At 42.2% G+C, this 17,104-nt stretch carries 16 protein-coding genes; 14 read left to right on the plus strand and 2 right to left on the minus strand.

The window, feature by feature from the left end:
- Position 1 precedes the first annotated feature (1 nt).
- The 10 genes from ACO1R6_RS07350 to ACO1R6_RS07395 all read left to right on the plus strand — a co-directional run bounded on the left by ACO1R6_RS07350 (position 2) and on the right by ACO1R6_RS07395 (position 8,499).
- The gene (locus tag ACO1R6_RS07350) at positions 2 to 475 is read left to right on the plus strand and encodes a FixH family protein (protein WP_486263508.1); all 474 of its coding nucleotides are present in this window, start codon (positions 2 to 4) and stop codon (positions 473 to 475) included.
- Between the two features lies 1 nt (position 476).
- Positions 477 to 1,190, plus strand: a complete 714-nt coding sequence (locus ACO1R6_RS07355; protein WP_486263510.1) for a sulfite exporter TauE/SafE family protein — start codon at positions 477 to 479, stop codon at positions 1,188 to 1,190.
- 268 nt (positions 1,191 to 1,458) lie between these two features.
- Positions 1,459 to 2,349 (plus strand): universal stress protein, encoded by an 891-nt coding sequence (locus ACO1R6_RS07360; protein ID WP_486263512.1) that lies wholly within the window; start codon positions 1,459 to 1,461, stop codon positions 2,347 to 2,349.
- Between the two features lie 507 nt (positions 2,350 to 2,856).
- Complete coding sequence (locus tag ACO1R6_RS07365; protein ID WP_486263514.1) at positions 2,857 to 3,636, plus strand: L-fucose dehydrogenase; 780 nt, start codon at positions 2,857 to 2,859, stop codon at positions 3,634 to 3,636.
- Between the two features lie 145 nt (positions 3,637 to 3,781).
- Positions 3,782 to 4,060 carry a hypothetical protein gene (locus ACO1R6_RS07370; RefSeq protein WP_486263516.1) on the plus strand — a complete coding sequence of 93 codons (279 nt, stop codon included), beginning with the start codon at positions 3,782 to 3,784 and terminating at the stop codon, positions 4,058 to 4,060.
- Between the two features lie 394 nt (positions 4,061 to 4,454).
- The gene (locus tag ACO1R6_RS07375) at positions 4,455 to 5,315 is read left to right on the plus strand and encodes an STAS domain-containing protein (protein WP_486263518.1); all 861 of its coding nucleotides are present in this window, start codon (positions 4,455 to 4,457) and stop codon (positions 5,313 to 5,315) included.
- A gap of 12 nt (positions 5,316 to 5,327) precedes the next feature.
- The gene (locus ACO1R6_RS07380) at positions 5,328 to 5,729 is read left to right on the plus strand and encodes an STAS domain-containing protein (RefSeq protein ID WP_486263520.1); all 402 of its coding nucleotides are present in this window, start codon (positions 5,328 to 5,330) and stop codon (positions 5,727 to 5,729) included.
- On the plus strand, positions 5,695 to 6,126 hold the full coding sequence (locus ACO1R6_RS07385; protein ID WP_486263522.1) for an anti-sigma regulatory factor: 432 nt from the start codon (positions 5,695 to 5,697) through the stop codon (positions 6,124 to 6,126). Before ACO1R6_RS07380 ends, ACO1R6_RS07385 begins: the two co-directional genes overlap by 35 nt.
- Positions 6,116 to 7,141: an anti-sigma regulatory factor gene (locus ACO1R6_RS07390; RefSeq protein ID WP_486263523.1), complete on the plus strand. Its 1,026-nt coding sequence runs from the start codon at positions 6,116 to 6,118 to the stop codon at positions 7,139 to 7,141. Before ACO1R6_RS07385 ends, ACO1R6_RS07390 begins: the two co-directional genes overlap by 11 nt.
- The gene (locus ACO1R6_RS07395; protein WP_486263525.1) at positions 7,123 to 8,499 is read left to right on the plus strand and encodes an ATP-binding protein; all 1,377 of its coding nucleotides are present in this window, start codon (positions 7,123 to 7,125) and stop codon (positions 8,497 to 8,499) included. Before ACO1R6_RS07390 ends, ACO1R6_RS07395 begins: the two co-directional genes overlap by 19 nt.
- A 111-nt stretch (positions 8,500 to 8,610) precedes the next feature.
- On the opposite strand, the gene ACO1R6_RS07400 is transcribed toward ACO1R6_RS07395, so the two are convergent.
- On the minus strand, positions 8,611 to 9,045 hold the full coding sequence (locus ACO1R6_RS07400) for a response regulator (protein ID WP_486263527.1): 435 nt from the start codon (positions 9,043 to 9,045) through the stop codon (positions 8,611 to 8,613).
- Between the two features lie 309 nt (positions 9,046 to 9,354).
- On the opposite strand from ACO1R6_RS07400, the gene ACO1R6_RS07405 reads away from it, so the two are divergent.
- Positions 9,355 to 10,449: a M48 family metallopeptidase gene (locus ACO1R6_RS07405; RefSeq protein ID WP_486263528.1), complete on the plus strand. Its 1,095-nt coding sequence runs from the start codon at positions 9,355 to 9,357 to the stop codon at positions 10,447 to 10,449.
- Between the two features lie 259 nt (positions 10,450 to 10,708).
- Here the strand turns inward: ACO1R6_RS07405 and ACO1R6_RS07410 are convergent, their stop codons facing one another.
- Positions 10,709 to 11,050, minus strand: a complete 342-nt coding sequence (locus ACO1R6_RS07410; RefSeq protein WP_486263529.1) for an STAS domain-containing protein — start codon at positions 11,048 to 11,050, stop codon at positions 10,709 to 10,711.
- A 551-nt stretch (positions 11,051 to 11,601) separates the two neighbouring features.
- Here ACO1R6_RS07410 and ACO1R6_RS07415 point away from each other — a divergent pair.
- The 3 genes from ACO1R6_RS07415 (at position 11,602) to ACO1R6_RS07425 (ending at position 17,101) form a co-directional block, all read left to right on the plus strand.
- Positions 11,602 to 12,282 (plus strand): response regulator transcription factor, encoded by a 681-nt coding sequence (locus ACO1R6_RS07415; RefSeq protein WP_486263531.1) that lies wholly within the window; start codon positions 11,602 to 11,604, stop codon positions 12,280 to 12,282.
- Between the two features lie 550 nt (positions 12,283 to 12,832).
- Entirely contained in the window at positions 12,833 to 13,948 is a 1,116-nt protein-coding gene (locus ACO1R6_RS07420; protein WP_486263532.1) for an efflux RND transporter periplasmic adaptor subunit, read from the plus strand.
- A 21-nt stretch (positions 13,949 to 13,969) separates the two neighbouring features.
- The gene (locus ACO1R6_RS07425; RefSeq protein WP_486263533.1) at positions 13,970 to 17,101 is read left to right on the plus strand and encodes an efflux RND transporter permease subunit; all 3,132 of its coding nucleotides are present in this window, start codon (positions 13,970 to 13,972) and stop codon (positions 17,099 to 17,101) included.
- Positions 17,102 to 17,104 lie beyond the last annotated feature (3 nt).

Here is a 17,104-nt window from a genome sequence, read left to right on the forward strand (position 1 = left end):
AATGAATACGCCAATTGTCAATTCCAAGAAAAGCGGGTGGTTTTTACCCTACGTTATTACCGGTGCCTTTATTTGTTTTATGAGCTATATTATTTTTTTTGTTACCCAGGCCATGCGCTCCGAAGTTAATTTGGTTAGCAAAGATTATTACCAGCAGGAACTGGATTATCAAAACCATATTGAAGTAATGAACCGGACGGCAGCGCAAAACCAGGAAGTAACGGTAGCCGCACCAGCCGGAGCCAGCCAGGTAATTATTAATATTCCGGGCGCTGCCGGTAAAATTGCCGGCAATATTCAGTTCTTCCGTCCTTCAGATGCCACCCAGGATTTTCAAATTCCTATTAAACTAAACGAGTCGCAGAACCAAATTATTAATACCGAAAAGCTGGCGAGAGGATTTTGGCGGGTAAAAATTAATTACACCCAGGGCCCGGAAAAATTTTATTACGAAACCAGAATAACCCTCGACTAAAATGGTTTGGGCAGGATTAATTATGGGGCTGGTGGGTAGTTTTCACTGCCTGGGTATGTGCGGCCCTATTGCTATCTCTTTACCGGTGGGCAATGGCTCGGGCTGGAAATTTGTGGCCGGCCGGGTTTTGTACAACAGCGGCCGGATAATTACCTACGCCGGACTGGGGTTAATAGCGGGGGCATTTGGGCAATCGTTAAAATTAATTGGCGTACAGCAAATTGTTTCTATTGTAGCCGGTGCCTTAATTTTGGTGTTGGTGGTGATGCCGCGGGTAATTGCTCAACCTTTATGTCAGCTCCGTTTTATTCAAAATTTCCTTAACTGGGTCCGCCGTAAGTTTGCTTATTTTTATCAGCAGCAAAATTTATTAGCCATGCTGGCGGTAGGTTTACTTAATGGCTTATTGCCGTGCGGGTTTGTGTACATTGCCCTGGCAGGTGCTATTGCCATGAAAACGCTGCCTTTGGCTATGGCCTACATGGCTTTATTTGGTTTAGGTACGTTGCCCCTTATGCTGGCCGTATCTTTATCGGGTAAGTTAATAAAGCCCCAAACCCGGTTTTTCTTTAAGAAAGCGGTGCCCTATATGGCTTGTATAATGGCTTTTCTGTTTATAATCCGAGGGTTAAATTTGGGTATTCCGTATTTAAGCCCCAAAGCCCAAGCCGAAACGACCCACAAAGTAACCATGGCTTGTTGTCATAAAAAGTAGTTAGTTGTTAGTGCGAAATCCAGTTAGGTAAAAGTGAGTTGATTATTTTGGGTGAGAGATTAGGTAAAGAAAAAACTATGAATATTTTTTATCTGATCTTACAAACCATAGCGCACAACTATTCCCTAATTACTAACAACTAATAACTTACCACTAACTATGATAAATATCATTAAGGCCGTTGATGTTTGTCTTCGGAAGGCAGTTGGCGCAGCGCTAGTTTTACCAGAGAAAATTAAATCTCTGCCCCCAACTAATAGCTAACGCCATGAAAAATATCTTAGTCATTACCGATTTTACCGAAGCTGCCGCTAATATTTTGCGGTTTGCCAACAAATTGGCTACCCATGCCCAGGCTGAACTGGTACTATTGCATTATTTGCAGGAAGAAGCGTTAACGGCCACCGCCGAGAGCCGGGCTTTGCTTCGGTTGCGCAGTTTTGCCGGTCGGTTACAACAAGGTTACCCCAAGGGCAAAGCCACCGTCGTGCACAACGAATGTGTGGTGCGGTCGGGTTCGTTGGTAAGCGCCATTACCGATTTGGTAAACGACCACCACATAGATTTAATTTTAATGCCGGCAACTTTTGCCGAAGAAGCTGCGGCCTACAAAGACTTAAACTTATTAAAAGAAATAAACCAGCAGGTGGCAGCTCCGGTTATGTTGGTGCCGCCGCACGCCGAAATGCCGGCCTTTAAAAGCCTGGTATATTCCGCCGATTTTACCCGCTTGCACATGGGCCAGTTAAAAAATATTATTTCGCTGGCGGCATCTTATGGTGCTACGCTTAATTTGGTGCATGTGTATAAGCGCGCCGAAAGAACAGATTTAGTAAAATATAAAAATGCGCTTAAAAAGCTTTGTGCTGGTGTAGAGTACCCCGGTTTAAGCTATTTTTTACTCGAAGAAGAAGATTACCTGGAAGGTTTAGACGAGTTTGCCCAGATACATGAAGCAGATTTATTGATTATGGCCGCGCCCAATAAAGACCTGGTAGCACATTTGGTCAGCAGTAATTATGCTAAAACCAATGCGTATCACCAACAAATTCCGGTAATACTATATAATCAACCAAAAACCGAGGCTTGTACGGCAAATTGTACCGTATGCGCTCCCCAAAAAATGCGTAAGCCCAATTTAGAATTAGTTTCCATTTAATAAGTAAAAGTAAAGTTTAGATAGTTGGTAAAAGCGGCGTAAAGATTACACCGCTTTTATTATGCCCCTATGCTTTTTTAAAATTGTATTTGGATTTAAATACCAAATTGCTTAGCCAGACGGCTATGTTTTTGCAGTGGCAAAGTTTGCGCTTCAGGTTCTGAATAAACCCTAAAACTGAGTAATGAAGTAAGTTATTTAAGTCTGATTAGCTTAGTTTAAAGGAATAGCGGCACTAGAAAATACATTTTATTTTTGTTAATTGATACACTGGTAGTGTTTACCGACACATGGTTATAGTCTTAGTAACCGGCAATTTTTGAATGAATATGATAGTAGTAAATTAACAGTACTTAATGGTTTTTTAACCCGGCTACATTTTTAAGTTTTTTACCTATACCCTTTGGGTTATCTGGCAAAATTAGTGCTGCCATTTTAAATTACTTTGCTAAAAAATTTCTTATTTGCTCTTTCACTTTTAAGCAGAATGGGCGCACAAACTAAATTATGGATCTAGGGTTAAAAGATAAAGTAATCATTGTAACCGGGGGCGCTAAGGGTATCGGCGAAGGAATTGTAAGAGTATTGGCCCATGAAGGAGCTATACCCATAATTATAGGCCGCAACGCCGCCGATAACTTAGCTACCGTGGCTACGGTGCAGGCAAGCGGTGGCCAAGCCGATCAGTTTGAAGCCGAACTTACCTTACCGGAAGCCAGCAAAGCCGCGGTAGATTATGTATTGGGCCGCTACCACCAAATAGATGGCTTGGTAAATAATGCTGGGGTAAACGATGGCGTGGGACTGGAAAATGGTAGTTATGAGGCCTTTATAGGGTCGTTGCATAAAAATTTAGTACACTATTATTTAATGGCGCACTATGCCTTACCGGCTTTAAAAGCAAGTAAAGGCAGCATTGTAAATATTGGCTCTAAAACCGCCGAAACCGGTCAGGGTGGTACCTCGGCGTACGCAGCGGCCAACGGCGGGCGCCATGCTTTAACCCGCGAATGGGCCGTAGAATTACTGCCTTACCAAGTTCGGGTAAATGCCATTATAGTGGCCGAAGCTTGGACCCCTTTGTACGAATCCTGGATTAAAACTTTCCCCGATCATGAAGCTAGGTTAAAAGCCATTACTGCCAAAATTCCGTTGGGCCAGCGCATGACCACTACCGAAGAAATTGCCAATACGGCCGCTTTTCTGTTATCGGAGCGTTCCAGCCATACCACCGGCCAGTTAATTCACGTAGACGGCGGGTACGTTCATTTAGACCGGGCATTATAAAGACTTTTGTAAGTTCCTGTCACGGGCAAATATTATAAAGTGCCGGAAAAATATTAGCCGTTAAGTTTAATAGCGTATATTTTTTAGATTTATGTAAATATTAACAGCCTTCTTACGTAAAACAGGGCACAACTAAACGAAGCTTATGCCCGATATTGCAGAATATATTTACGGCGATGATTATGCCCAAAAAAATCAGGCCTTTACCGATGAAATAGACCGGATTGAAGCTGAGAATATTCAATATTTTAAAAACCGCCCGCCCGTAAATGAAACCGAGACCCACGACCGGCTCCGGAACCACTTTGCTTTACGCACAGCCAGCGGACAAGTATCATTTAAATTCGATCAGAACACAGACTTACCCGAAGACATTAAGCAAGCCTGCATTACCGCTTTTCATCGTGTCTGGAAGTTTGAATAACCAAGCTATAAATTTAGCGACCGGCAATTTAGCAGCCTTAAAACGTAGGTATAAATACCCGCTCTACTTCCCAGAATAAGGATTTAGCGTTGCGTAGAATTTGTATTTATTATTTATAATTAACTTCCTTTTGCACGGACCAACCTTTCATATAAATTAATTTTTCTACCTTTACGGGGCAATTAAACCTGTTCGGGTAAGGCCAAGAATAATTTTAGCAAATACACCAGTAGTACACCTAATTTTCCCTTTCTTACCTTTTTACGGACCCGCTGTAACCTTATAATTTATAACCAATTTAAACGGCTGGTTACCTGTACATGTATTGTGTTCTCTTATTAGTAGGCAATATTGCCGGTATTAGTGTAAACCGAAGAAGATTTTGAAAATAAATATGAAACCAACAACTGCTACTTTCCTCAGAAGAAACAAACAGCAATTATTAGAAGCCTGGATGACAAACCAGCTTGGCGACAGCACCCTGCGGGATGATTTAATCTCTAACCAGGAGCTGGGAACCCAATCAAGCGAATTGCTTGATTCTTTACTAAAAGCTATGGGTTCCGGCGAATTTGACCTGGAATCTGATCAGTTTATACCGGTTATTGATATTGTAAGCGATTTATCTATTACCCGGGCGCGCCAGGGTTTTACCCCGCGCGAAACCAGTTTATATGTAATGAGCTTAAAAAAGGCTTTTTACCAAACCCTGGAAAACGAGTTGAAAAATGATCTGGCTACGCTTTACCAAGAATCAATCGAAATTAATAACCTACTCGATAGCCTGAGCATTGTTACCATGGAAACCTTTATCAAAGGTCGGGAAGAAGTAATATTGCGGCAAACCGATGAAATCAGTGAAATATCGACCCCAGTAATAAGGGTTTGGGAAGGCATTCTGGCTTTGCCTATTATTGGCACCCTGGATAGCGCCCGTACCCAGATTGTAATGGAAAACCTGCTGCAGCAAATTGTAGAAACCGGTAGCCGCATTGCCATTCTGGATATTTCGGGAGTACCTACCGTAGATTCGCTGGTAGCGCAGCATTTAATAAAAACCGTAAGTGCTACCCGCTTAATGGGTGCTGAGTGTATTATTAGCGGTATCCGGGCCGAAATTGCACAAACCATTGTGCATTTAGGTATCGATTTATCTAATATTAATACCAAAGCCTCCTTGGCCAGCGCTTTAAAACTGGCTTTTAGTATGTTAAATATAGAAGTAAGAAGAGCCGAAAAAAGAAATATTTTTTAAGGAGCATTAATAATGGATAAAATTCCTATTCTGAAAATGGGCGAGTTTTTACTCGTAACCATTCAGGTAGATTTATACGACCGATTGGCCCTGGCCCTGGAAAGCGACTTGGTTAATATGGTAAGTAAAACAGAGGCCCGCGGCGTATTAATTGATATTTCGGCGGTAAGTATTGTTGATTCTTTTATGGGGCGTATTTTAGGAAATATTGCTTCTATGTCTAAAATAATGGATGCCGAAACGGTAGTAGTGGGTATGCAGCCCGCTGTAGCCATTACTTTAGTAGAATTAGGCTTAACGTTAACGGGGGTGCATACTGCCCTTGATGTAGAAAAGGGGATGGAGCTTCTTCGGAATAAAATTGGATACCAGCCAAAAGATGAGGAAGGACTCTATGATGATGACATTATCTAAAGAGGTGCTTTCCATTCAGCGAGAACCAGACGTTATATTTTTTCGGAATAAAGCCAAAGAGCTGGCCACCAAAGTAGGCATGAGTTTGGTTGGCCAAACCAAATTAATTACCGCCGCCAGCGAACTGGTCCGGAATATGTTGCGCTATGCCAACGGCGGAGAAGCCATTCTGGAAATTGTAGTCCGAAACAATATCAAAGGCGTTCGGTTAACCTTTATAGACCAGGGGCCCGGCATTAAAGACATCCGGCAGGCCATGCAGGATGGATTTACCACCGGGCGCAGTTTAGGGTTGGGTTTGCCAGGAGCAAAACGGTTATCAAACGAATTTGAAATTAAAAGTGAAGTAGGCAAAGGCACTACCGTTAGCATTGTTCGCTGGAAAAATGGACTTTAAACCGCATCAAAGCATTATACTTTCTGACCGGAGTTTTCAGAATATTGTAAAACGCGATATTACCAAATTTGCCGAGAGCTTAAATTTTTCTGAAACTGAGGTTGGCAAAATAAATATTATTGTTTCGGAAATGGCCTCTAACCTGATTAAACACGGCGCAGTAGGCGGTGAATTTCTGATAAAACCTCTTGGACCCGATAACAGTGGTTTGGAAATAATTTGCCTGGATAATGGACCCGGTATGAGCGACCCGCACCGGATGTTGCAAGACGGGGTTTCTACAGCCGGAACCAGCGGCGAAGGTTTAGGTGCCATTAAAAGAATAGCCCACGAATTTGATATTTTTTCGGTAAGAGGAGTGGGTACAGTGCTTTTGGCCCGTTTCTACAAAAAAGACATAAATATTCCGGTTACCCGTACAAATAGTTTTGAGGTGGGAGTAGTGCTGGTACCCAAAACCGGTGAAAGTGATTGTGGTGATGGTGGCGCCATGTACATTGATAACGAAGGTTGCCAGTTTTTAATAGCCGATGGGTTGGGCCACGGCGAGTTTGCCCAACAAGCCCAGAAACAGGCTACTGCCACTTTTATGCAGCAACCGCAACTCAGTCCGGCCGAAACTATCCGGACTTTGCATCAGCCCATGAAAAAGACCCGGGGCGCAGTTGTAAATGTAGCTTACTTAAACCTGAAAGCCCAAACGCTTACGTATTGCGGCATTGGTAATATTGCCGGCCGTATACTTTATCCTTCTGCCGACCAGGGCAAAAGCTTAATATCGTACAATGGCATTCTGGGGCATAACATTCCTACTACTATTAATAACCACGAAGTAGCCTGGCTACCCAACGCATTGCTGGTACTGCACTCCGATGGCATTAAAAGTAAATGGGATATTAGCCGGTACCGCGATTTGCTCCGGCAGGATCCTAGTTTAATTGCCGCTGTTATTTATAAATATTTTAATCGGGGTACCGATGATTCTTTGGTTTTAGTTTGCCGCACCAGGGGTTGATGGGAATGGATAAAGACTTGCTGAAAATAAAGATTGAAAACGAACTCGATGTGGTGCTGGCTTATAAAAGGGCCATGCAGCTATCGCAGTTTTGTGGTATTGCTTTGGCTAACCAAACCAAGTATGCTACTGCTATTTCCGAAATTTGCCGCAATGTATTGGAGCACGTGGGCCAGGGGCAAATAAAATTCAGCCTGGTAGAAAACAACGGACGGCGCTACCTGGATGGCACCATTACCGACCGGGGCCGGGGAATTTCTAATTTAACCGAGATATTAGCCCGACGACAGCCCAATGGGGTAAAAGGTTGGGGTATTTATAACTCCCGGAAATTAGTCGATCTTTTTAACATTCAGACGGATCCGGATAAAGGTACGCGCGTGCAGTTGCGCAAACTTATTCCGAACAGCCAACCGCCCATAACCAATACTGTGGTGCAGGAATGGCTGGAGCGGTTTACCCAAGAAAAAGAGATATCGCCGTATGCCGAGATAAAAAACCAGAATATGCAACTGCTGGAACTGCTGGATCAGGTACGTCTCAAAAGTATTCAGACTGAAAAGCAACTCGACGAAATTAAGCACCTGAACGAAAAGCTACAGACTTCTTACCAGGAAATAAATATTTTGCTGCAAGAGCGTAATTTATACAACCAGGAACTCCTGCATATAAACAAAGAGCTCGATCAGTTTGCCCATGTGGTATCGCACGATTTAAAAGCACCTTTATACAATATTATTGCGCTTTCGGGAATAATTGAAGAGTGCCTGCATAACCAAAATACAACCGAAGCCATTTCTTCGGTTTCGATGCTGAACAAGCAAGCCTCCCAACTCGATAAATTAATTTCGGATATATTATTGTATTCTACTACCGGCCGCCACAATTTGCCGCGTAAGGAAATAAATTTGAATGTGCTCATAACGGGGTTGCTACGTTCTTTTAACATAGGGTCCGAGGTTCAGGTTGTGGTGCAGCCCAATTTGCCGACGCTTTTAACCGAAGAAATTTATTTGCAGCAGGTATTTAGTAACTTAATTGGGAATGCCGTTAAGTATACGGCCAAGGAAAATGGGTTTATCCGGATTTCTTACCGCGAAATGCCTAATTATTTAGAGTTTGCGGTAGCCGATAACGGGCCCGGTATACCGTTGGCCGATCAGGAACGCATTTTCCAGATATTTGAAACCAGCAGTTTACACCGCAATACCAGCAGCGGCATCGGACTTTCGATAGTAGATAAAATAATTAAACTAAAAGGTACGGCTATTTGGGTGGAATCGCGGGGAGTAGGAGGGGCTACTTTTAAATTTACCTGGCCGGTAAACGAGTTGGTTAATAAAACAATGGCCGGTTAGTGTTGGGCGTTGAGCAGGGCTGTTTTACAAAAGTAAATATTGCCGGTTAAAAAAGCCTTTTCTAGTTAGCCGGAAACTAAACTGCAAGCCAGTAAAGCTAAAAAGATAAGATTAATTAGAGCCGTTTAGCGAAAAATAATCCTGAATAATTTCCCGCACATCGGCTTCGGTTAAGGCTTTAGAAATATGGCGTTTTACTTTATTGTATTTTTTTAATCGCTCTAAATCATAAAAACTTGCCGACGAGGTAAGCATCATGATTATAATATGGTTTTTATCTTTTATGTCGGCCTGCTCGTAAGCTTCTAAAAAACTAAACCCATCCATTACGGGCATTTTAATATCTAAAAAAATTAAGTCGGGGCTTATTTCATCGGGTTTGTTGTTGCCGTTGGCTACCCGTTGCAAATATTTGAGGGCTTCTTCTCCGTTCGACATTATTTTTATTTCCCGGGCCACATTCAGGCGGTTAAGTAAACGCCGGTTTACGTAGTTGGTCGTTTCATCGTCGTCGATAAGTAAAATCAGGTCCAGAACAGTTTGCATAGAAAGAGTTGGTATATTATAGTGCCTATTGCAAGATTTGCTTCATCTTTATATTCGTTTAGAAATTGGTAAATCAATTTCCGGCCCTATATTTTCAAAAGCATCAGTAAACCGCCAACCACTGGTGTAACTACTACAAGTAGTTTTTATGCCAGCGATAAGCCAGTACAAAATAACATGATTAATAATACATTTGCGTCAGCATAAACTCTGAATTAATACGTTGTTTCTTGCTTTTAATACTTAAATTTTAAAATTGCCTATAGGTAATTAAGGGTTGTTAAATAAATAATAAAAATAAATTTAAAAATGCTTACTTTTTGGGGTAACTATTACGATGGCCAATCGGCGGAACCTTATGCAGCCCAGGTAAGCTTTGACCCTGCCGCTTTGCACATTAGCTATCGTGTCCCTAACCAATCTGTTCCGGTTAATTTGTATTGGCAAGCCCATCGTATAGAAAAGGAATATTTGCCCGCTACCGGTATAACCAATTTACATTACGGTTCCTTTCCCGGGCAAACATTAGAAATTAGCCAACCTGGTTTTGTAGAAGCTTTCGAGGAATATTACCGCCCGGTACCCGCCGGATTAGCGCCCACGCCAGTTCAGCCAGGAAAGCGGGGTTTAGGATTAATTTCAGCTTTATTAATTGGTTTACTGGCGCTTATTCCCCTAACTTATTTCTGGATTCTACCGGCTGCCGCCGATATGGCTGCCAAGCGCCTGCCTAAAACCTATGAGCAGCAAATAGGGCAGTTACTGGCCACCCATTTATTCCCGCCCAAAAGCATTCAGGCCGTTAAAACTAAACAACTAAACGGATTTATGCGGCAACTAAATTTTAACCAACCCACCGATTTAAAAATTTATGTTATCCAAAACCAAGTCCCTAATGCGTTTGCTTTGCCGGGTGGCATAATAGTAGTGCACGATACCATGTTGCCGCTGCTTGAAACTCCAGCCGAGCTAGCCGCTTTACTTGGCCACGAGTACAGCCACATTTCATTACGGCATTCCCTTCGGACTTTAATCCGAAGTTTATCGGGGTATTTTCTCATTTCGGCAATATTTGGTGATGTAAGTGCCGTTACGGCCGTAATTTTACAGAATGCGCACGAATTTAAAAGTTTGGCTTACAGCCGGCAGTTCGAGAAAGAAGCCGATACCCATAGCCTGGAACTACTCCGGAACAATAACCTGGATCCCAATGGGCTGATTCAGCTTTTTAAGCATTTGCAGGATCAAAGCCCCAAACAAAGTCAGCAAGAAGAATATTTAAGTTCCCATCCTTTGCTCGATTCCCGTATGGCGTACATCCGAAACCTGATAAAAGAAAAATCATTTAAAACATTGCCCAACGATTCGCTTGATTACTATTTTAAAAAATTACAGAAGAATTAGTTAAAAGATTAAACCAGTAAATTTTAGTTTAAGAACTCTTTTAGTGTTTTGTAAAATAGCAGGAACTGCTGCAATTGGTGGTGTTATCACCGCCAAACCTTTAGCTTTTATCCGACTACTTGCCGGTGAAAGCATGCGGCAAGGGCAAAAGCTAATACCATTTCCAAAACCCGAAACAACTTCTAAGATAAGTAAGTAAATTATTTATAAGCCCGGGAATACTATTAGTGTTAATTAAATTGAAAGTAATAAGGTAATATCAGGAGTGGGCAGTATTGAGTAAGGCTTCGGGCAATTGGTCGGTAAAGTTAAAAACGGCATGCAGGTTTAGGAAGTTAAAAGCCTTTAACACGCCCGGATTCATGCCAAAAAATTGCATATTAATATTATTATCTTTTAAGTGGGGTAAATGGGCCAGGAAAATACCAATACCCGACGACGAAACTTCTTTCAGGTTCCGGCAATCTACCAGCAAATTTTCTTTTTGGCTCTTAATGGCTTTTTTGAGCATCCGATCAATCTCCCCGGCATTGTAGCCATCCAGGCTACCGGCCAATATCAACACAAAAGCCCTTTCTCTGATTTCGTGGTAAAGCTCCATAGAAGTTATGCAACAATTTATTTGGGTGGAAAAGCTATGCCGTGAATAGGTATACGTAAACCAATAGTTCTGGGGTAAGCAAACTATTTTAAATTACTGTTATGAATGTAAACAAAGATTAATTAACGGGGCTCCTAAATTCTTTAATTGCGCTAAAATATTAAAATGTAAATATTTATATCGCTAAAATTCATCAGCTTTATTAGTTATTCTCCGGAAATGTGTTAAACTTTAAAGCAAGTACAATTACAAATTTAATTATTAAGTCTAAGCGCTTAAATGTATTATTTACTTAATTTATGTGGTCTGTCTAATTTCTAGTACGTATAAATACAAGCTTTTTAAGTAAAAGTCTGTAAATTATAGGAGTTTAATTGTGTTTTTTTGACAATTGCTTTTTAAACCTTTATAATTATCAGAATTTTGGATAATTGAACTATAAACCCGACCCAAACCTTACTACAGTGCGCCTGATTAAAGGAAGGTTATCTTCACTTGCTTAAAAATTTACAACAACACGCTTTAAATATTATATCTTACTTTTTTTTACTATGGGAGAAACCTTGCAGGAGAACGATGTGATTAAAGTAATCATAGTTGATGATCATACTATTATTCGGGATGGCATTAAAGCCCTGATGCGAGACAGCAACGACATTTTAGTGGTTGGCGAAGCGGGTAATGGCAAAGAATTGATTCAGATGTTACCAGATTTAGACGTAGATGTTATTCTGATGGATATAAATATGCCCGAAATGGATGGTTTTGAGGCGACTGGTTATATCCGGGAAAAATATCCGGAGAAGAAGGTGCTGGTATTATCTATGCTGGACCATGAAAATTATATATTAAAGGTTTTTGAAGCAGGTGCCAGTGGTTATTTGCTTAAAAATACGGGCCGCGAAGAAATGGTTTGTGCCATTAAAGTAATAGCCAAAGGTGGCCGGTACTTGTGTTCTGATGTTGGTTTTAATCTTTTAAACAAGCTTAAGAACCCAACCTACAAACCCGTAGAAAATACCGAGGAAAAACAAACCCGCGACCTTTCGCAGCGCGAAGTAGAAATTCTTAAATTAATTGCCGATGGGTTAACCAATGCCGAAATAGCCGATAAAATATTTACCAGTAAACGCACCGTAGAAACGCACCGCCAGAATATTATTGAAAAAACAAAAGCCAAAAACACAGCGGCTCTCATTAAATATGCCATTGGTAAAGGCATAATTACCTGATAAATAAAAAAGCAGATCTCTTCAGAAAAGCTGTTCTGGATAAAGGAAAACTAAGCCCAGTTTACTTATCCGGAACAGCTTTTACATTTTTTAAACCTTTATGCCTGTAATTCTCTTTATAAGAAGGTTAAGCAAATTAAAACAAGTAATAAAGATTTATTTAGGTATGCTTCTGGGTACTAGAAATATTAAGTAAAAAGCATTATTAATTCAATTTTTTAAATTGTGGTTATAAAGGTTGAATTTTTTAATAAAGTTAAGAACTTGTTATAATAATTTAAGACTTATTAAACCTTTGCCTATTTATCTTGTCCATTAAAATTCATGAGACTATTCTTAATTAGGTAAAACAGTATTTTCGCTTAAAGATTAGCTTTAAAGAATTTTAGTGGTTTATAGTTTAAATTAATTTATAAACCTATGCCTGATTATTTCGCAGAAGAGTTTTTAAAAGGAGGCCGGGTTTTACAAATCAGAATTTCTTCAGAATTCCAAAATACATTAAGGTCGATTTATCTAACAACGCAGCTACTTTGCACCATTCACATTTATGAAGATTAAGTATATAATTTATGCCTTACTAATTGCTGGTTTTTGTTCATTAATCGCTTATCGTATTTCGGCAAATAAAAAGCAAGCCGAAGCCGGTGGGGGCCGGGGAGGTGCCGGCGGCGGACCAGGAGGTAAAGGTGGGCCAGGTGGTGGTGCACCAGCCATGCGGGTAAGTGGCGTAGTAATAAAACCCCAGGAATTTGCCAATTCTTTACTGGTAAATGGTTCTATGGAAGCCAACGAACAAGTACAACTGCGGGGAGAGGTGTCGGGGCTGGTCCGCAGTATTTCGTTCCAGGAAGGCAGTAAAGTACAAAAAGGCCAGGTTTTGGTAAAAGTAGACGATACCGAATTACGGGCACAGTTATCGCAGGCGCAAACCCGACAAAGTTTAGCCGCCGAAAATGCCCGGCGGGCAGCTTTGTTACTAGAAAAAGAAGCCATTAGTCAGGAAGAGTATGATGTGGCCAATGCCGAATTAAAATCGGCCCAGGCACAGTCGCAGTTAATCCGGGCGCAACTAGCCAAAACTACTATCCGGGCACCGTTTTCTGGCAAAATTGGTCTAAGGGCTATTTCAGAGGGGGCTTATTTATCGCCCGAAACCGCAATTGCCAACCTGGTAAGTACAGACCCGGTTAAAATTACGTTTTCGGTACCCGAAAAATATGCCGCGCAGGTAAAGCAAAATACCGAATTAACCTTTGTGGTAGCAGGTTCTAAAAACAAATACAAAGCTACCATATACGCCATTGAACCCGGCATAGAAGCCTCCACCCGTACCCTGCAACTCCGGGCCCGGGCCGCAAACCCCAACGGCGAATTACTGCCGGGTGCTTTTGCAAGTATACAACTGCCGCTAGCCGTTATTCCGGACGCTATTCTGGTACCTACCGAAGCCGTTGTGCCCGTGCAAAATGGTAAGAAAGTTTTTATAACCCAAAATGGCAAAGCCAAAGAAGCTTTGGTAGAAACGGCCACCCGTACTGAACGGGATATTTTAGTAACCGCCGGTTTAAACCCGGGCGATACGGTTTTAACCACTGGCGTTATGACGCTAAAAGATGGCGCTCCGGTAAAAGTGAGAATAGCGAAAGAGCAAAGCAAAAGTTAATTAAACAAGCGTTTAAAATTTATGAGTTTATCAACCACCAGTATCCGGCGGCCGGTTTTTACAATTGTAATTAACCTGATGCTGATTTTATTTGGCGTGATAGGTTATACTTTCCTGGGCGTTCGGGAATATCCTTCTATCGACCCGGCTATTGTATCGGTACGTACCAGTTATTCGGGTGCCAACGCCGATATTATTGAGTCGCAGATAACCGAGCCGCTCGAAAAAGCCATTAATGCCATAGATGGTATCCGGAACATTACGTCTACGAGTAACCAGGGTACCAGTAATATTAACATTGAGTTTAACCTGGGCAAAGACCTGGAAGAAGCTGCTAACGACGTGCGCGATAAAGTGTCGCAAGCCATCAGGAGCTTACCCGAAGATTTGGATTCGGCCCCGGTTGTTTCAAAAGCCGATGCCGACTCAGAACCCATTATTGTAGCTACGCTGCGCAGCGATATCAGGAGTCAGTTAGAATTAAGCGATTACGCCGAAAACGTAGTTTCTCAACGCATTGAGACCTTGCCGGGCGTAAGCAGCATCCGGATATACGGCCAGAAACGTTATGCCATGCGCCTGTGGCTCGATCCGGTAAAATTGAGTTCTTATGGTTTAACGGTAAGTGATGTCCGGAATGCTCTGAACCGCGAAAACGTAGAATTACCTTCTGGTAAAGTAACCGGTACCAATACCGAACTTAGTGTAAGAACTTTAGGTAATCTTACGAACGAAGAGCAGTTTAATAATTTAATTATTAAAACCACCGGCGATAATATTATTCGGTTTAGCGATGTAGGTACGGCTACTTTAGGTCCTGAAAACCTGGAAACCCGTATGACAGAATCGGGTAAGCCCATGGTTGGGTTGGCTATTACGCCGCAGCCCGGTACCAATTACCTGGAGATAGCTTCGGCTTTTTACAAAGAAATAGAGCAAATCCGGAGAGATTTACCCGATGATCTTAAACTGGAAGTAGCTTCTGATAACACTCGGTTTATTAAACAATCGGTACTGGAAGTAGCCGAAACCATTGTAATTGCTTTGGTGCTGGTTATTTTAATTATTTATTTATTCTTCCGCGATTGGAGCATTGCATTCCGGCCATTAATTGATATTCCGGTTTCGTTAATTGCTACTTTCTTTATTATGTACCTGGCTGGTTTTTCGGTAAACGTACTTACCCTGCTGGCCATTGTACTGGCAACCGGTCTGGTAGTAGACGACGGTATTGTGGTTACCGAAAACATCTTTAAAAAGGTAGAAGAGGGCATGTCGCCGATTGAAGCGGCGGTAAAAGGCTCTAACGAGATATTTTACGCCGTTATTTCTATATCCATTACCCTGGCCGCCGTATTCTTGCCGGTTATATTTCTCGAAGGTTTTGTGGGCCGGCTATTCCGCGAATTTGGGGTGGTAATTGGCGCGGCGGTGCTTATCTCGGCGTTTGTTTCTTTAACCTTAACGCCTATGCTGAACGCCTACCTCATGAAAGCTGGTGGGCACAAAAAATCCAGGTTTTACGAAATGACCGAACCATATTTCGTGAAGATGAATCAGGGATATGCTAACGCACTCCGCAGCTTTATGAAAAAGAAGTGGTTAAGCTTCCCGATTCTGTTGGTTTGTATTGGCTTAATCGGCTTTTTTTACACCATATTGCAGAAAGAAACCGCCCCTTACGACGATCGTAGTTTCTTACGCGTGCAATCTACTGCTCCCGAAGGAGCCAGCTTTGAGTATATGTCGCGGTTTATGGATGAGCTGACCGCAATGATCAACGACTCAATTCCGGAGAAAAAAGTAAACCTGATAATAACATCGCCGGGTTTTGGCGGAGCCGGTACGGTAAACAGTGGTATGATGATCATGACACTGGTGCAGCCGGATGAACGCGAAGGTTCGCAAAAAGAAGTTGCCGACCGGATAACCAAACTCACCCGCCGCTATTCCGAAGCCCGGACGATGGTAAACCAGCAGCCCACCATTTCGGTTAATCGCCGGGGCGGACAGCCCATCCAATTTGTAATCCAGGCCCAGAATTTTGAGAAACTGCAGGAAAAAGTACCGGAGTTCCTCGAAGAAGCCATGCAGGATCCTACTTTTACCAATCCGGATGTAAACCTGAAGTTTAATAAACCCGAGATTAATATTTCTATCGACCGGGATAAAGCCCAAACCTTAGGCGTATCGGTAATTGATGTAGCCCAAACACTGCAGTTGTCTTTAAGCGGTCAGCGGTTTGGTTATTTCCTGATGAACGGCCGGCAATACCAGGTAATTGGCCAGTTTGAAGAAGCCGATCGGAATGACCCCATGGATTTATCATCGTTGTACGTGCGCAGCAGCAATGGCCAGCTTGTGCAGTTAGATAACCTGGTAACCATAAGCGAGCGCAGCAGTCCGCCGCAATTATACCACAACAACCGGTACTTATCGGCTACGGTTTCGGCTGGTTTAGCGCCCGGTAAAAGTATTGGCGATGGTATTGATGCCATGAACCGGATTGCTGATAAAGTACTCGACGAAACGTTCACCACTGATTTATCCGGTGAGTCGCGCGACTTTGTGGAAAGCGGTTCTAATACCATGTTTGCTTTTGGTTTGGCCCTTTTATTAATTTATTTAATTCTGGCCGCCCAGTTCGAAAGTTTTGTAGACCCTTTAATTATTATTTTAACGGTACCCATGGCGGTAGCCGGCGCCATGCTCTCGTTGTGGTTATTTGGCCAGACCTGGAATATTTTCAGCCAGATTGGTACCATTATGCTTATAGGGTTAGTAACCAAAAACGGTATTTTAATTGTTGAATTTGCGAATCAATTGCGGGAAGAAGGTAGAACCCGAGCCGAAGCCATTGTGGAAGCGTCCGAAGCCCGTTTAAGACCCATCCTGATGACCAGTTTAGCTATTGCCCTAGGCGCATTGCCCATTGCCATGACCTTAGGCGCAGCCGCTCAAAGTAGAGTAGGGATGGGGGTCGTAATTGTAGGCGGTACCACTTTTTCTTTAATCCTGACTTTATTTGTAATACCGGCTATTTATGCCATGTGGTCGCGGGAGCGCACCCATCATCCAGAATTCGATAACTTAGAAGAGCTGGAAAAAGAAACGGCAAAGCCGGTTGCCCACAAAGAATTACAAACTAGTTAAAAC

This window comes from Adhaeribacter sp. (assembly GCF_057359045.1).

Bases quoted from the DNA above. Each gene is read 5' to 3' on its own strand.
- ACO1R6_RS07350 (WP_486263508.1), top strand. From the start codon at position 2: ATGAATACGCCAATTGTCAATTCCAAGAAAAGCGGGTGGTTTTTACCC.
- ACO1R6_RS07355 (WP_486263510.1), top strand. From the start codon at position 477: ATGGTTTGGGCAGGATTAATTATGGGGCTGGTGGGTAGTTTTCACTGC.
- ACO1R6_RS07360 (WP_486263512.1), top strand. From the start codon at position 1,459: ATGAAAAATATCTTAGTCATTACCGATTTTACCGAAGCTGCCGCTAAT.
- ACO1R6_RS07365 (WP_486263514.1), top strand. From the start codon at position 2,857: ATGGATCTAGGGTTAAAAGATAAAGTAATCATTGTAACCGGGGGCGCT.
- ACO1R6_RS07370 (WP_486263516.1), top strand. From the start codon at position 3,782: ATGCCCGATATTGCAGAATATATTTACGGCGATGATTATGCCCAAAAA.
- ACO1R6_RS07375 (WP_486263518.1), top strand. From the start codon at position 4,455: ATGAAACCAACAACTGCTACTTTCCTCAGAAGAAACAAACAGCAATTA.
- ACO1R6_RS07380 (WP_486263520.1), top strand. From the start codon at position 5,328: ATGGATAAAATTCCTATTCTGAAAATGGGCGAGTTTTTACTCGTAACC.
- ACO1R6_RS07385 (WP_486263522.1), top strand. From the start codon at position 5,695: ATGAGGAAGGACTCTATGATGATGACATTATCTAAAGAGGTGCTTTCC.
- ACO1R6_RS07390 (WP_486263523.1), top strand. From the start codon at position 6,116: ATGGACTTTAAACCGCATCAAAGCATTATACTTTCTGACCGGAGTTTT.
- ACO1R6_RS07400 (WP_486263527.1), bottom strand. From the start codon at position 9,045: ATGCAAACTGTTCTGGACCTGATTTTACTTATCGACGACGATGAAACG.
- ACO1R6_RS07405 (WP_486263528.1), top strand. From the start codon at position 9,355: ATGCTTACTTTTTGGGGTAACTATTACGATGGCCAATCGGCGGAACCT.
- ACO1R6_RS07410 (WP_486263529.1), bottom strand. From the start codon at position 11,050: ATGGAGCTTTACCACGAAATCAGAGAAAGGGCTTTTGTGTTGATATTG.
- ACO1R6_RS07415 (WP_486263531.1), top strand. From the start codon at position 11,602: ATGGGAGAAACCTTGCAGGAGAACGATGTGATTAAAGTAATCATAGTT.
- ACO1R6_RS07420 (WP_486263532.1), top strand. From the start codon at position 12,833: ATGAAGATTAAGTATATAATTTATGCCTTACTAATTGCTGGTTTTTGT.
- ACO1R6_RS07425 (WP_486263533.1), top strand. From the start codon at position 13,970: ATGAGTTTATCAACCACCAGTATCCGGCGGCCGGTTTTTACAATTGTA.